The 14,974-nt window shown below is 66.3% G+C and carries 11 protein-coding genes; 8 read left to right on the top strand and 3 right to left on the bottom strand.

All coding sequences use genetic code 11. The features are described from left to right. Positions 1 to 158: 158 nt before the first annotated feature. From lptF to NLR35_RS19995, 8 genes are all read left to right on the top strand, one after another. Positions 159 to 1,328, top strand: a complete 1,170-nt coding sequence (gene lptF, locus NLR35_RS20030) for an LPS export ABC transporter permease LptF (protein WP_257168250.1) — start codon at positions 159 to 161, stop codon at positions 1,326 to 1,328. Then, positions 1,325 to 2,422, top strand: coding sequence for an LPS export ABC transporter permease LptG (gene lptG / locus NLR35_RS20025; protein ID WP_006613433.1), 1,098 nt, complete (start codon positions 1,325 to 1,327; stop codon positions 2,420 to 2,422). The genes lptF and lptG overlap by 4 nt, the downstream gene beginning before the upstream one ends. Next, complete coding sequence (locus tag NLR35_RS20020) at positions 2,422 to 4,929, top strand: LPS-assembly protein LptD (RefSeq protein ID WP_257168249.1); 2,508 nt, start codon at positions 2,422 to 2,424, stop codon at positions 4,927 to 4,929. Before lptG ends, NLR35_RS20020 begins: the two co-directional genes overlap by 1 nt. A gap of 242 nt (positions 4,930 to 5,171) precedes the next feature. After that, a complete protein-coding gene (locus tag NLR35_RS20015) occupies positions 5,172 to 6,113 on the top strand; it encodes a SurA N-terminal domain-containing protein (RefSeq protein WP_257168248.1) in 942 nt (313 codons plus the stop codon). Further along, positions 6,110 to 7,111, top strand: a complete 1,002-nt coding sequence (gene pdxA, locus NLR35_RS20010) for a 4-hydroxythreonine-4-phosphate dehydrogenase PdxA (protein WP_257168247.1) — start codon at positions 6,110 to 6,112, stop codon at positions 7,109 to 7,111. The genes NLR35_RS20015 and pdxA overlap by 4 nt, the downstream gene beginning before the upstream one ends. Next, positions 7,108 to 7,968 (top strand): 16S rRNA (adenine(1518)-N(6)/adenine(1519)-N(6))-dimethyltransferase RsmA, encoded by an 861-nt coding sequence (gene rsmA / locus NLR35_RS20005; protein ID WP_257168246.1) that lies wholly within the window; start codon positions 7,108 to 7,110, stop codon positions 7,966 to 7,968. Before pdxA ends, rsmA begins: the two co-directional genes overlap by 4 nt. 26 nt (positions 7,969 to 7,994) lie before the next feature. Then, positions 7,995 to 9,053 carry an alcohol dehydrogenase gene (locus tag NLR35_RS20000; RefSeq protein WP_257168245.1) on the top strand — a complete coding sequence of 353 codons (1,059 nt, stop codon included), beginning with the start codon at positions 7,995 to 7,997 and terminating at the stop codon, positions 9,051 to 9,053. A gap of 376 nt (positions 9,054 to 9,429) precedes the next feature. Continuing rightward, a complete protein-coding gene (locus NLR35_RS19995; RefSeq protein WP_257168244.1) occupies positions 9,430 to 11,814 on the top strand; it encodes a hypothetical protein in 2,385 nt (794 codons plus the stop codon). A gap of 6 nt (positions 11,815 to 11,820) precedes the next feature. Here NLR35_RS19995 and gmk read toward each other — a convergent pair whose 3' ends face one another. The 3 genes from gmk to mltG form a co-directional block, all read right to left on the bottom strand. Continuing rightward, positions 11,821 to 12,480, bottom strand: coding sequence for a guanylate kinase (gene gmk / locus NLR35_RS19990; RefSeq protein ID WP_257168243.1), 660 nt, complete (start codon positions 12,478 to 12,480; stop codon positions 11,821 to 11,823). Between the two features lie 3 nt (positions 12,481 to 12,483). Continuing rightward, positions 12,484 to 13,371 (bottom strand): YicC/YloC family endoribonuclease, encoded by an 888-nt coding sequence (locus NLR35_RS19985; RefSeq protein WP_257168242.1) that lies wholly within the window; start codon positions 13,369 to 13,371, stop codon positions 12,484 to 12,486. A gap of 121 nt (positions 13,372 to 13,492) precedes the next feature. Beyond that, positions 13,493 to 14,773, bottom strand: a complete 1,281-nt coding sequence (gene mltG, locus NLR35_RS19980; RefSeq protein WP_257168241.1) for an endolytic transglycosylase MltG — start codon at positions 14,771 to 14,773, stop codon at positions 13,493 to 13,495. Positions 14,774 to 14,974: the final 201 nt, after the last annotated feature.

Below are 14,974 nucleotides of genomic sequence, written 5' to 3'. Positions count from 1 at the left end.
CGTGGCGCCACGCCACAGCCATTTTGTCGACGGATCAAAGGGATGGTAAAGATATTCACCGGCCTTGGAACGTAACGGCGCAGGCAGCCTGGGGACCCCGTTTCAAGGGTGCTGCAGCGCTCGTTCCGGGACTTCTGATTGGGGATCGAGCGCGCACGATGGGGTCCATCGACAAGTACATCTTTCGCACGACGCTCGCGTCGTTTGCGTTGGTGCTGGTCAGCCTCACCGGCGTGATCTGGATTACCCAGGCGCTGCGCGGCATCGATCTGATGACCAGCCAGGGCCAGACCATCCTGACCTTCCTCGGCATCACCGGCCTGGTGATTCCCTCCCTGCTCGGCGTCATCGCGCCGATCGCGCTGATGATCGCGGTGTCGCATACGCTGAACAAGCTCGCGACCGATTCGGAAATCATCGTCATGAACGCCGCCGGCATGTCGCCGATCCGGCTGTTCGTGCCATTCGCCTATGCGACCTGCGTGGTTGCTTTGCTGGTGACCATGCTTGCGGCCTATGTCGCGCCTGACGGCCTGCGCCGGATCAAGCAATGGGATGCCGAGATCACCGCGGACGTGCTGACGAACATCCTGCAGCCCGGACGGTTTGCGCAGCTCGACCAGAACCTGACGATCCGGATCGGCGAACGCCAGCCCGGCGGCGAGTTGAAGAGCATCCTGATCGACGACCGCCGCGACCCCAAGGAACGGATCACGATCATCGCCGAGAAGGGCACCGTCGTGAAGAACGCCGACGGCTCGTTCCTGGTGCTGGAGGACGGCAACCTGGAGCGCTTCGAGATCGGCAAGCGTGAGCCGGCGATGGTGGCATTCGCCCGCTACGCCTTCGACATGTCGAAGTTCTCGAATCAGGGCCGCGACGTCACGCTCGGCATCCGCGAGCGCTATCTGTGGGAGCTGATGGCGCCTTCGGAGAACGATCCGATCTACAAGCAGATTCCCGGACAATTCCGGCAGGAATTGCACGACCGATTCCTGGCCCCGATCTACCCGTTCGCCTTCGCCGCCCTCACCTTCGCGTTTCTCGGCGCCCCGCGCACCACCCGTCAGAGCCGCAACTTCTCGTTCGGCAGCGCCATCCTCGCCGTGTTCGGCGTGCGCATGGCGGGCTTCGCCTGCTCGGTCATGACGGTGAAGACGCCGATCGCAGCACTGATCCAGTATCTGATGCTGTTCGGCGCGCTCGGCCTGTCCATCTGGGTCATCATCGGCGGCGTCGTCATCGAGCCGCCGGCGCGGCTGATGGAGGCGATCAACCGCTCCAATGCGCGGATCGCGCGGCTGTTCAGAAGGCCGGTCACCGCATGAGCATGGTCACCAACACGCTCGGACGCTACTTCGCCGGCCGCTTCCTGGTCTCGGCGGTGGGCGTGTTCGCGAGCATTTTCCTGCTGCTGGTGCTGGTCGATTACATCGAGATGGTGCGCAGGACCTCGGGGCTCGCCTCCGCATCGGCGCTGATGGTCGCGGAGACGTCGCTGTTTCGTGTGCCGCAGCTGCTCGAGAAGATGATGCCGTTCTGCGTGCTGATCGGCGCGATGACCTGCTATCTGGCGCTGTCGCGACGGCTCGAGCTGGTGGTGGCCCGCGCCGCCGGCGTCTCCGCCTGGCAGTTCATTGCGCCGGCGCTGGCCAGCGCCGTCATGCTCGGGCTGATGGCGACCACGCTCTACAACCCGATGTCTGCCAATCTGCGCGAGCTCTCCAAGCGCATGGAAGCCGAGTTGTTCGGCGGCGCGCCGGGCGGCGGCGTGCAGGATGCCTCGGGCTTTTGGCTGAACCAGGTCAACCCGGACGGCTCCGTGATCATCAACGCCGCGCGCAGCGAGCAGCAGGGCGTGCGGCTGACCGGACTGACGCTGTTTCGTTTTGATACGAAGAATCGATTCAAGGACCGAATCGAAGCGCGCGAGGCGACGCTCGACGAGGGCCAATGGGTGTTCAAATCGGTGCGCCGATTCTCGCTCGATGCGCCGCCGGTCGACGAACCGACGTTCATTTTGCCCACAACGCTGACGCCGGCGCAGGTCCGCAACAGCTTCTCCACCCCCGAAACTGTGTCGTTTTGGCAACTGCCGAGCTACATCCGTTCGTCGGAAAGCTCGGGCTTCGCGACCGCGGGGTACCGACTGCAGTATCATAAGCTGATCGCACAGCCGTTTTTGCTGGCTGCGATGGTCATGCTGGCTGCGTCCGTGTCCCTCAGGTTCTTCCGTATGGGTGGCGTTCAAAAAATGGTTTTGAGTGGCGTGGGCGCCGGCTTTCTGCTCTACGTGCTGTCGAAAGTAACGGAAGATTTGAGCAAGGCTGCGTTGATGAATCCGATCGCTGCGGCGTGGCTGCCGGTGTTCGTCGGCGGCCTCACCGGTTTTATGGCCTTGCTCTACCAGGAGGACGGCTAGTGTCGTTCGTTGCCGTCCGTCAGACCGCGCTCGCCGCGCTCCGGCTGCATGCCGTTGCGCGCCTTGCTTGCGCGCGCGCCCGTTGCGCCGGGTCTGCCGTACTCGCTTGCGCGTTTGCGCTGACGCTCGGCCTGGCGGTCACCGCCGCGGTCGACGGCGCGCTGTCGCCTGCCGCTGCCCAGAGCTTCACCTACAATCCGCGGCCGCCGAAGCCGCCGCCGCCGCGCGTCGCCAACGACAACCAGATGCTGGTCCAGGCGACCGAGGTCGACTACGACTATAACAATTCGCGCGTGTCGGCGGTCGGCAACGTGCAGCTGTTCTACAACGGCACCTCGGTCGAGGCCGACCGGGTGATCTACGACCAGAAGACCAAGCGCCTGCATGCGGAAGGCAATATCCGCATGACCGACGCCGACGGTAAGATCACCTACGCCAACAGCCTGGATCTGGCGGACGACTATCGCGACGGCTTCGTCGATTCGCTGCGCGTCGAAACCGAAGACCAGACGCGGATGGCGGCGACGCGCGCCGACCGTTCCAAGGGCAATTATACCGTCTTCGAGAACGGTGTTTATACGGCCTGCGCGCCGTGTAAGGACGATCCGAAGAAGCCGCCGCTGTGGCAGGTCAAGGGTGCACGCATCATCCACGACCAGACCGAGAAGATGCTGTACTTCGAGAACGCCCAGCTCGAGTTCTTCGGCGTTCCGCTGGCCTACATCCCCTATTTCTCGACGCCCGATCCGACGGTGAAGCGCAAGAGCGGCTTCCTGATGCCGGGCGTCACCCAGACGGGCGGCTACGGCTTCGGTGTCGACATCCCCTATTACTGGGCGATCGCGCCGGATTACGACGCGACGTTCACGCCGCGCATCACCTCCAAGCAGGGCGTGCTGGTGCAGACCGAGTTCCGCCAGCGCCTCAGCAATGGCGGCTATCAGGTGCGCCTGTATGGCATCGACCAGCTGAACCGCAACGCGTTTGCCGGCCAGCCCGGCGACCGTCAGTTCCGTGGCGGCGTCGACACCAAGGGCCAGTTCGCCCTCAACGACAAATGGGTGTTCGGCTGGGACGGCATCCTGCTGTCCGACTATACGTTCCTGTCGGACTACCGGCTCGCGCAGTACCGCGATCCGTTCAACTCGTTCATGAGCCTGCCGACGGAGGCGATCTCGCAGCTGTACCTGACGGGCGTCGGCAGCCGCAGCTTCTTCGATATCCGGGCGATCCACTACCTGAGCTTCTCGGGCAACCAGCAGACCGTGCCGATCGTGTATCCGGTGCTGGATTACTCGAACGTGCTCAACTATCCGGTGTTCGGCGGCGAGTTCAGCTACAAGACCAACTTCGTCAATCTGACCCGCGAACAGGCGGTGTTCGACCCGATCACGACGACCGCCAACACCAACGGCCTGTGCACGACGACGTCGGCTGACCCGATGGCGCGGCTGCCCACGCAGTGCCTGCTGCGGGCCACACCCGGCACCTACACGCGCCTGAGCGCGCAGGCGCAGTGGCGGAAGTCGTTCACCGATCCCTACGGCCAGATCTGGACGCCGTTCGCGATCCTGCGCGCCGACGCGATCAACGCCAACGTGACGGCGCAGCCCGGCGTCGGCAACTTCCTGCCGACCGGCGACACCCAGGCGCTGCGGCTGATGCCGACCGTCGGCCTGGAGTACCGCTATCCGTTCATCAACGTTCAGCCGTGGGGCACCACGACGATCGAGCCGATCGCCCAGGTGATCATCCGGCCGAACGAGACCTATGCCGGCCGGCTGCCCAACGAGGACGCCCAGAGCATGGTGTTCGACGCCAGCAACCTGTTCAGCGTCGACAAGTTCTCCGGCTACGACCGTGTCGAGGGCGGCGGCCGCGCCAATGTCGGCGTCCAGGCCACCACGCAGTTCGATCGCGGCGGCACCATCAACGTGCTGTTCGGCCAGTCCTACCATCTGTTCGGCCTGAACTCCTTCGCCGTCCAGGACATGAACAACACCGCCATCGGTTCCGGCCTCGACAAGAACGTCTCGGATTACGTGGCCCGGGTCGATTACTCGCCGAACCGGACCTACACTTTCAGCATGCGCAGCCGGTTCGACCAGCAGACCCTCAACGTGCAGCGCTTCGAGGCTGAGGCGAAGGCGAATTTCGACCGCTGGTCGGTCGCCCTGACCTACGGCAACTATGCCGCCGATCCGGCGATCGGCTACCTCAACCGCCGCGAGGGCATCCTGGGCAGCGGCTCGGTGAAGGTCGCGCCGAACTGGGTGGTGACGGGTGCCGCGCGATGGGATCTCGCTGCCAACAAGATCAACCAGTATGTGATCGGCGCGGGCTACGTGGACGATTGTTTCGTGCTGGCCGCCAACTATGTAACGTCGTATAACTATACGACTGGTGTCACCACACCCGTTCTGAGCCATGCCTACATGCTCCAGATCGGACTCCGGACGCTCGCCAATTCCTCGTCGACCGGAACCGGGGCGGGAGGCCTCCAGTAGCACGCGCCGTCCCTGACCGGTGGTCCCTTGGGGGTCGGCGGGGTTCGCAAGGCCCACGCTGAGGGCTATGCGTTTATGGTCATGCGTTTCTGCTCATGGGGTGGTAAGCCGTGGTCTGGGAGCCACGGTCTCGTGGCTATGGTCTCGGAGCCCTGGTCTGGGACAGTGACTGTCTCAGCCGCGCGAAGGGGATCCATGGCGCCGCTCCCAATCGGAATCATTGCCAACAGCGAAGCTGAGTCATGACGACTGCGTTCCTTCCTCGCCTTCAAACCCTGGCCCTCTGCGCGCTTGCCGCGCTGGTCTGGGGCTCTGGTATGACATCCGTTCACGCCCAGAGCATCGTCGTGATGGTGAACGGCGATCCGATCACCGATTACGACATCGAACAGCGCACCAAGCTGAACTTCCTGAGCACCCGCAAGCAGCAGTCTCGCCAGGAGATCATCAACGAGCTGATCGACGACAAGGTGAAGATCAAGGAAGGCAAGAAGTTCGGCGTCGAGCCGACCTCCGCCGACATCGACCAGTCCTATGCCGGCATGGGCTCGCGCATGCGTGTCAACGCCGAGCAGCTCACCAAAACGCTCGAGAGCCAGGGCGTACGGCCTGACACGCTCAAGGCTCGCATCAGGGCCGAGATCGTCTGGACCAGCCTCGTACGCGGCCGCTACAAGGAGCGCCTGATCGTCTCCGACAAGGAGGTGGCGGCAGCCGTCAGCGCTGCCGGCGGCGACAATGACCAGCAGGGTCAGGCGTTCGAATACAAGATGCAGCCGGTGGTTCTGATCGTCGCGAACTCCTCCAACCAGGGCGCGATGGAAATCCGCCAAAAGGAAGCCGAGGCTCTGCGTGCGCGCGTGCAGAGCTGCGCCGACGCCAACACCATCTTCAAGACGACGGCGAACGCCGTCATCAAGGAGATCGTGGTCAAGACCTCCGCGGACATCCCGCCCAATCTGCGCAAGCTTTTGGACGATACTCCGATCGGTCACCTGACGCCGCCGGAATCGACCAAGCAGGGCATCCAGATGGTTGCCCTCTGCTCGCGCACGCCGACCACGATCGACACGCCGAAGAAGCGCGAGATCAAGGAACAGATGTACGCCAAGAAGTACGAGGCGACGTCGAAGGCCTATCTGCAGGAAGTCCGCAAGGCGGCGATGATCGAATATCGCCGATGACGAAGCCGCTCGCGCTGACCTTGGGGGAACCGGCAGGTATCGGCCCCGATATCACCTTGCAGGCCTGGCTGCGCCGGAGCGCACTTGGACTTCCCGCCTTCTATGTGCTCGGCGATCCCGCGTTTCTGGCGCAGCGGGCCAAGCTCCTCGACCTGCAGGTCCAGGTGGCCGAGGTGCGCCCTGAGGAGGCATCGCAGGCCTTCGCGGGCGCCCTGCCCGTGGTCGCCACCGGGCATCGTGTCACGGCCCTGCCCGGCCGGCCCGACGCCACCAGTGCAGACGCGGCCATCGGTTCGATCCGGCACGCCGTTGCCGACGTCCAGGCCGGACGCGCCGCGGCCGTCGTGACCAATCCAATCGCCAAGGCCGTGCTCTATCGCGCCGGCTTCTCCCATCCCGGCCATACCGAATTTCTCGCCGAGCTCGCCGCCGACGGCGGAGCCGTTCCGCAACCGGTGATGATGTTGTGGTCGCCTGACCTTGCGGTGGTGCCGGTGACCATCCATGTCGCCCTGCGCGATGCGATCGAGCATCTCACGAGCCCGCTGATCACCTCGACCACGCGCATCGTCGCCGCCAGCCTGCGGCGTTATTTCGGGGTGTCACGGCCGCGCATCGCGATGTCCGGCCTCAATCCGCATGCCGGCGAAGACGGCACGCTCGGCACCGAGGAAGACACGATCATCGCGCCTGCGATCGCGACCTTGCGCAACGCCGGCCTCGACGTGCAGGGGCCGCTGCCCGCCGACACGATGTTTCACGCGGCCGCCCGCAAGACCTATGATTGCGCCGTCTGCATGTATCACGACCAGGCGCTGATCCCGATCAAGACGCTGGCTTTCGACGAGGGCGTCAACGTCACGCTCGGCCTGCCGTTCATCCGCACCTCGCCGGACCACGGCACGGCATTCGGCATCGCCGGCAAGGGCACCGCCAATCCGGCGAGCCTGATCGCCGCCCTGCAGCTTGCCGCGCGCATGGCCAGCCAATCGTCATGAGCGCGATCGACGACCTCCCGCCACTGCGCGAGGTCATCCGCGAGCACCAGTTGTCGGCGCGCAAGGCGCTCGGTCAGAACTTCCTGCTCGATCTCAATCTCACGGCAAGAATCGCGCGGGCGGCCGGTCCGCTCGAGGATGCCACCGTGGTCGAGATCGGCCCGGGTCCGGGCGGCCTGACGCGCGCTTTGCTCGCGCTCGGCGCGCGTCATGTGATCGCCGTCGAGCATGACGAGCGCGCCATCCCCGCGCTGCAGGCGATCGCGGCGCGCTATCCCGGGCGCCTCGAGATCATCTGCACCGACGCCCGCACCTTCGATGTCCGGCCGTATCTCGGCAGCACCAAAGCCAAGATCGTCGCCAACCTGCCCTACAACATCGCGACGCATCTGTTGATCGGCTGGCTCTCCGCCGAGCCGTGGCCGCCGTGGTACGACATGATGGTGCTGATGTTTCAGCGCGAGGTCGCCGAGCGCATCGTCGCCACCGAGAACGACGAGGCCTATGGCCGGCTCGGCGTGCTCGCCAACTGGCGCTGCGAGACCAAGATCCTGTTCGACATCTCGCCGTCGGCTTTCGTGCCGCCGCCGAAAGTCACGTCGTCAGTCGTGCGGCTGGTGCCGCGCCCGGAGCCCGAGCCGTGCGACCGCCGTGCGCTCGAGCAGGTGGCCGCTGCCGCCTTCGGTCAGCGCCGCAAGATGCTGCGGCAGAGCCTGAAGTCGCTGCCCGCGGATCCCGCGCGCCTTGCCGCCGCCGCCGGCATCGATCCGACCCGCCGCGCCGAGACCATCCCGGTCTCCGGCTTTGTTGCCATGGCGCGCGAATTGACCAATAGTCGCAACGATAACAAGACCTAACAACAAGCATTTCAGGGAGATTCATCATGGCGCTGATGCGTCGTCAGTCGCTCGTCAAATTCGATGCACCGCTGTGCGAGACGATCGTCGAAACTCCGAAACCGCAGGGCCGCGAAGTTCTGGTCCGCATCGAGCGCTGCGGCCTGTGCCACTCCGACCTGCACATCCAGGACGGCTACGCCGATCTCGGCAATGGCAAGCGCCTGGACACCACGCGCGGCATGACGCTGCCGTTCACGCTGGGGCACGAGATCGCCGGTGTCGTCGACGACGTCGGACCGGAGGTGCCGAAGGAGTTGATCGGCGCCCGCCGCGCGGTATTTCCATGGATCGGCTGCGGCCAGTGCCGCGACTGCGCCAATGGCGACGAGAATCTGTGCGCCAAGCAGCGCTTCCTCGGCGTCTCGATCGACGGCGGCTTTGCCACCCACGTGCTGGTGCCCGACGCGAAATACCTGCTCGAATATGATCCGCTGCCGGTGAACCAGGCGGCGACCTTGATGTGCTCGGGCGTCACGGCCTATGGCGCGCTGAAGCGTCTCGTCGACCGGCCGCGCCAGCGCAACCTGCTGCTGATCGGTCTCGGCGGTGTCGGCATGATGGGCCTGTCGTTCGCGCAGGCCATGTTCAAGCAGCCGATCTCGGTAGCCGATCTCTCCGCCGCCGCGCGCGACACGGCACTGCAGAACGGCGCGACGACGGCCTACGATCCGGCCGAGCCTGATGTGATCAAGCGCATTCTGAAGGAGACCGAGGGCGGCTTCGACGAGGTCGTCGACTTCGCCGGCAATGAGAAGTCGATGGCGTTCGCGGTCGCCGTCGTCGCCCGCGGCGGCAAGATCGTCGTCTCCGGACTGATGGGCGGCCAGTTCACCCTGCCGATGGTGCAATGGGTGTACAAGCGCATGACCATCGAGGGCTTCATGGTCGGCACGCTCGCCGAAGGCCATGAGCTGATGACGCTGGCGCGCGCCGGCAAGATCAAGCCGCCGCCGATGCGCGAGGAGCCGATGGCCGACGTGCAGAAGTGGATCGACGCGCTGCGCGCCGGTCATGTCGTCGGACGCGTCGTCCTGACCAACTAATAAGTCGCATTAGCGGGCGGTGGTACTCGGCGCATCGCCGCCCGCTGACGATCTGCCGCTCCGCGGAGCGTTCGATCAGAGAACGACGGCGCGTTTCCCATCGGCTCTCGTCGACGATCATTTGTCCACAAACGCTGCGGTTGTCGGGCCCGGCATGCGATCGCCACGGCTGAATTGCGCCGGCGATCTTCACCGATGTGACCGCTTTGGCGCGAGATCGCGGCCGAATTCGTCACGCGCAGCGCAATCTCTTGTGGGGAAAATGCCGCACTCGACGACGAAACAACCGAGCCAGAATTAATCCGGAATTGCGGCTCATTGCCACCCAACTTGTCTCCGAGAACGCGCCGTTGCGTAAGCGTATCCGGAGTCGTCAATGGCAGGCCGAACGGCAGGAGTTGCATTTGCCATTGCCGTTGGCGTCATCGGGACGGTCGTGGTCGTGCTGCCGCGTGTTGTCGTCGCAGCAGAGGAGTGTCTCACCGAGCCGACGGGAGAGAAGTCCGATGCGCAGCGCTGGTACTATCGTTTCGATCGCGGCACCAACCGGCGTTGTTGGTATCTGAAGGATGCCAACGGCAGCAACACCGCGGCGTTGGCGCGGCCGGCGCAGCAGCCGGCGCCATGGGATTTCGCTCAGCCGGCTCCACCGAAGCTCACGACGCGCCGGACCGACGGACCAGCCCCCCGCGCGCCTGCCGACGCCCTGGCAGAATCGCCGCAGCCCCGCCTGCGCACCGACCTCGCCGTCAGAGGCACGCCGAAACCACAGAACGTCGCGATCACGCCGACGACCTTGACGGCCTCGGACGCCAGCCTGCCGCGCGGCCTCGATAGCGCCTCGCCCTGGCCCTCGGCGCCGCCGCCACAGCAGGCTGAGGCGGCCAGCGGAGATTCGACGCCGGCCGCCATGGCCGACGACGGCGATGCCGACATGGCCAACGCCACGCCGGCGGCCGACGGCCAGGCCGCCAATGTTTCGAAGACGGCCAAGCCGGAAGCTCCGATCCACATACTGATGCTGGTGGTGATCGGCGCTCTCGCGATTTCGGGGCTGCTCGCCAGCGCGCTCTACCGGCTCAGCCGCATGGGACGACGTCGGCGCGGCAGCCGAAGCTGGCACGCGGAGGCGGCGCGCCCCCAACGCTCCCGCATGAAGCCGCGGACCAAGGCGCCGACCGCGGGCTCGCGCGCCGATCGTGGCGGCATGCCAGCCGCACCATCTCACGCCGGCAACAGCCGCGGTGCACAGCCGGCTTCTGCGCTCGATCTCGCCAGCGCGCGGCTGGCGTCTTCGCAGCCGGAGCAGATCGAGCCTCGCGGATACCATCCGGGCCCCGCGCATCAGCACGGCCATCACCAGGCGGTCTCGGCGCGGCGACGTGAGCTCGACGCCGCCTCGGACATGCAGCGGCCGCAAAACACGGACGCCGTGTGGCAGGCGGCCGATCAGCTTGCAGAGCACGCCGCGGCACGACGGTCTGCACCTGCAGGTCGCGGCCAGGTCGCGACGCCGGCCGCCCAGCCATCTCTGGCGCCGATGCCCGCCGCTTCCCAGGCCCAGCAGGCGCAGACCGCTGCGGCCCAGATCGCCGCCGCACAGATGGCATTGGCCCAGGCTGCTGCGGCAAAGGCGCGGATGGCTGCGGCCCCGACCAATGCCGTCGCACCGCCGGCTTCGCCTGGTCATGTTGCCTGGAGCGAGCCGACCGCGAGTGAGACCAGGCCCGCGCAGCGGACCGCTCCGTCAGCTCCGGCATTCGTCGCTCCACCGTCATCTCCGGCCGCTCCACAGCCTCAACCGGTCCAGCCTGCCGCGGCCGCTGAGCCGCCCGCGCCGGTTGATGTCAGCGAAATCGTGACGGCCTTGCGCAAGGCCCGGGCGGGGGAAGCCGCATCACCGTCCGCTGGCGCCGCGCCGCTCGACGCCGCCAAAGTCATCGCCGCGCTGCTGGTGTCGCGCGCGGCCAAGCGGCGCAACGCGCAGCCCGCCGCCGAGACCGGCGAGGCGCCGCTCGCAGCCCCCGGTCCTGCCGAAGCCGCTTCGCGGCCCATGGTGGAGGCTGCCGCACCTCCGCCCGCCCCGTCCGCGCAGCAGATGATGCACCGGTTGCGCAGCGGCCAGCAGGCCGCCCAGCCCGATCCCGCGATGGCTGAACAAGTGGCCGCAGCCCCTGCGCAAGCAGCCGTCTCCGCCGATCCAGCGGCCGCGCTGATCGAGACGCTGCGAGCCCATGCAGCGCGGCAACCGGCGTTCCAGGCGGATGATCACATGGCCGCGGGTGAACCGGCCGCCATGCCGGAAGAGAGCCGTGCGACCGCCGAGGAGGACGACCTCGACGATCCCGCAGCGGCGCTGATCAACCTGCTGCAGTCGCGCTTCTCATTGCCGGAAGACGAACTGGAGCCGGAGCAGCCGCCTCATGAAGAAGAGCCCGAGGAGTTCGCGCTCCAAGCTCAGCACAACGTGGCGCGCCTGCATGACGATCCCGCCGCGCAACTGATGAGTCTGCTGGAGTCGCGGTCCTCGATTCCGCCGGCAGCGCCCCCGGCGGCCGTCGAGCGCCCCCAGCAGCGGCCCCAGCGGGCTCCGCAGCAGCGGCCGCCATTCGCCCCGGCGCCGGTCGAAGATCCGGCGACACCGCCGCTCGATTTCATTCCGCGACCGCCGGCACTGCGGCCGCGGCCGCGCAATATTCAGCAGGACGAGTCGCTCGACGGGATCCAGGACATCCTGGCGCGTCTTGGCCGGCGCGCGTAGGACGCGTCAGCTCTCGAGCTGACTCTGCAGCTCGCGCACGAACGTCGTCAGTCCCGTGCGGCGCTCGCGCTTCAACCGTTCGGCCTTGAGGATCGACTGCACCTCGGCAAACGCATCATCGACGTTGCGGTTGATGACGATGTAGTCGTACTCGGCCCAGTGGCTCATCTCATGGCTGGCGCGGCTCATGCGGCCGCGGATGACCTCATGGGAATCCTGCGCGCGCGTATGCAGCCGCTTCTCGAGATCGGCCGCCGACGGCGGCAGGATGAAGACGCTGACGACGTCCTGGCGCGCCTTCTCGCGCAGCTGCTGCGTGCCCTGCCAGTCGATGTCGAACAGCACGTCCTGGCCGGCCGAGAGCGCGGCTTCCACCGGCCCGCGCGGCGTGCCGTAGCGATTGTCGAACACGGTCGCCCATTCCAGCAGCTCGTTGCGCTTGACCATGTCCTCGAAGCGCCCGCGATCGACGAAGTGATAGTCGCGACCATCGACCTCGCCCGGCCGCATCGGCCGCGTGGTCGCCGACACCGACATCCGCAAACCCGTCATGCGCTCGATCAGCAGGCGCGACAGCGTCGTCTTGCCCGCGCCAGAGGGCGACGACAGCACGAACATCAGGCCGCGCCGCTCAACCCCATCGAAGCTTCCGTCGTGAGCCGCCATGGATCACTCCAGATTCTGAACCTGTTCGCGAAACTGCTCGACCACGGTCTTCAGCTCGAGGCCGATATTCGTCAGCTCGATATCGTTCGACTTCGAGCAGGTGGTGTTGACCTCGCGGTGGAATTCCTGGGCGAGGAAGTCGAGCCGGCGGCCGACAGGCCCGCCCTTGCCGAGCATCTCGCGCGCCTGCGCGATATGCGAGGCAATCCGATCGAGCTCCTCGCGGACATCGGCCTTGGCGGCAATCAGCAGCGCCTCCTGCGCCAGGCGATCGGGATCGAAGCGGTCGGAGGTGTCGAGCAAGGCTGCGACCTGCTCCGCGAGGCGCGCCTTGATGGCCTCCGGCTTACGACCCGGCGAGGCCTCCGCCCGCTTCGCCAGCGCCTCGATCTCGTCGACGCGCTGATTGAGGATCCGGCCGAGTGTATCGCCTTCGCGCCGGCGCATCTCGACGAGCTGCTTCAGCGCGGTCTCGAATGTCGCGATCGCCGCCTCCTGGGCGGCCTTGTCCTCGGCCTCGTCGGTCTCGGGCTCGGCCACCTCGATCACGCCCTTGATCGACAGCAACCCGTCGATGCTCGGCGCAACTGCGTCGATCCGGCCCGACAGCGAGCTTGCCACCTTCACGACGGCAGCCAGCACGTCCTCGTTGATGCGGACCGTCGATCCCGTCTCCATCCGCTTCACGGTGAGATTGGCGTAGACGGTGCCGCGCGACAGCACGTCCGTGGCGCGCTTCTTGGCGAAGGCCTCGACCTCGTCCCAGCCCTGCGGCAGCCGCACCCGAACGTCCAATCCCTTGGCGTTGACCGACTTCAACTCCCACTCGAACGAGTAGGGACCGCTTGCCCCGTGGTGACGGGCAAAGCCGGTCATGCTCGACAGCGCCATTTCGTCAATGTCTCCGGCAGATCAAAGCGGACGACAGACTCGCCCGCCAAAAGTGCGCGAACCTTACGGCCTTTTGGGCAAATGTTAAGCCCGGTTCTGCGCGGCCGGCATGCGTGGAAAATTATTGCTGAACGACCGGCGGGCTCGGCTGGGCCGCGCCCTGGCGCGCGCCATTGCCGGGCGCCGCACCTCCGGACGCACGGGGCGCCGGCGGTCTCTTGGCCCCGGCGGGCGCCCGCGGCGCCGTCGCGGCGGCGGCCGGATCAGCCGCTCCGCCAGCCACCGCTGGAGGCGCCTCCTCCGGCTCGATGGTGTCGTTCTGGGTCTGCCGCTCCATCGCCCTGAGCTTCGCAACGTTCTTCTGGTGAAGATCGTAGGTCTCGGTGAAGGCGTGACCACCGGTGCCGTCGGCGACGAAATAGAGATCGCGCGTGCGTGCCGGGTTCGCGGTCGCCTCCAGCGAGGCGCGGCCAGGATTGGAGATCGGCCCCGGCGGCAGGCCCTCGATCACATAGGTGTTGTACGGCGACGGCTGCGTAATCTCGCTGCGCTTGATCGGCCGGCCGAGCGTCCCCTTGCCGCCGACCAGACCGTAGATGATGGTCGGATCGGACTGCAGCTTGATGCGCTGCCTCAGCCGGTTCACGAACACCGCGGCGACACGGCTGCGCTCGTCGGGCTTGCCGGTTTCCTTCTCGACGATCGAAGCCAGCGTGACCAATTGCTCCGGCGACTTCACCGGAAGATCAGGGCTGCGGCGTTCCCAGATCTCGGCGAGCACGCGCTTCTGCGCCTGCTGCATGCGCTGGATGACCTGATCGCGGCTGGTGCCGCGCGGGAACTTATAGGTCTCGGGCAACAGCGTTCCCTCGCGCGGAATCTCGCGCACGCTGCCGGTGAAGATCTCGTTGTCCGACAGGCGGGCGACGATCTGCTCCGAGGTGAGCCCTTCCGGAATCGTGACGCCATGCTGCACGACCTTGCCTTCGACGATCACGCCGATGACTTCGCGCAACGAGGCGTTCTTCTGGAACGCATACTCGCCGGGCTTGAGGTCGGAGCTTGCCTTCAGCGCGTAGACGCCGCCGATGAAGATCCAGGGATTGACGTCGATCACACCCTCGCGCGCCAGCACGTCGGCGATGTCGCGCTTGCCGGCGCGCTGCGGGATGTTGACGATCTTGTCGTCCTGCAGCGGCCCCGGCGTTTCGAGAATCTGCCGACCGTAATAGTAGGCCGCACCGGCGCCGATCATGGCGAGGATCAGCAAGGTGATGATGGCGTTGCCAACCACGACGAACGGATTGCGCGCGCGCTCGGAACGACGCGGCGGTGGCGGCACACGTTCGGGCTCCAGCGCTGCGCGCGGACTACGGGGCGAGATGGGCGGCCGTTCACTCATCGATGCAACCTTCAGTCCTGTCGCTCTCGTCGTGGCCGCGCGCACCCCACGCAACCGACCCGCAGTTCTCGCCCATCCCTAACGATTCGTCATCGAATACGGCGAAAAGGTGTTTCCGCCTGCTATCGCCGCCGAGCACATCCGCGTACCGCGGCGGTGCTCGGCCGCCCCGCGAAAGACACGCGAAGTGTTGGGTTCTAG

The organism is Bradyrhizobium sp. SRS-191 (genome assembly GCF_024586915.1).
Classification (GTDB): Bacteria; Pseudomonadota; Alphaproteobacteria; order Rhizobiales; family Xanthobacteraceae; genus Bradyrhizobium.
The sequence above is the reverse complement of the archived record's forward strand: the minus strand, read 5'-3'. Positions and strand labels throughout refer to the sequence as shown.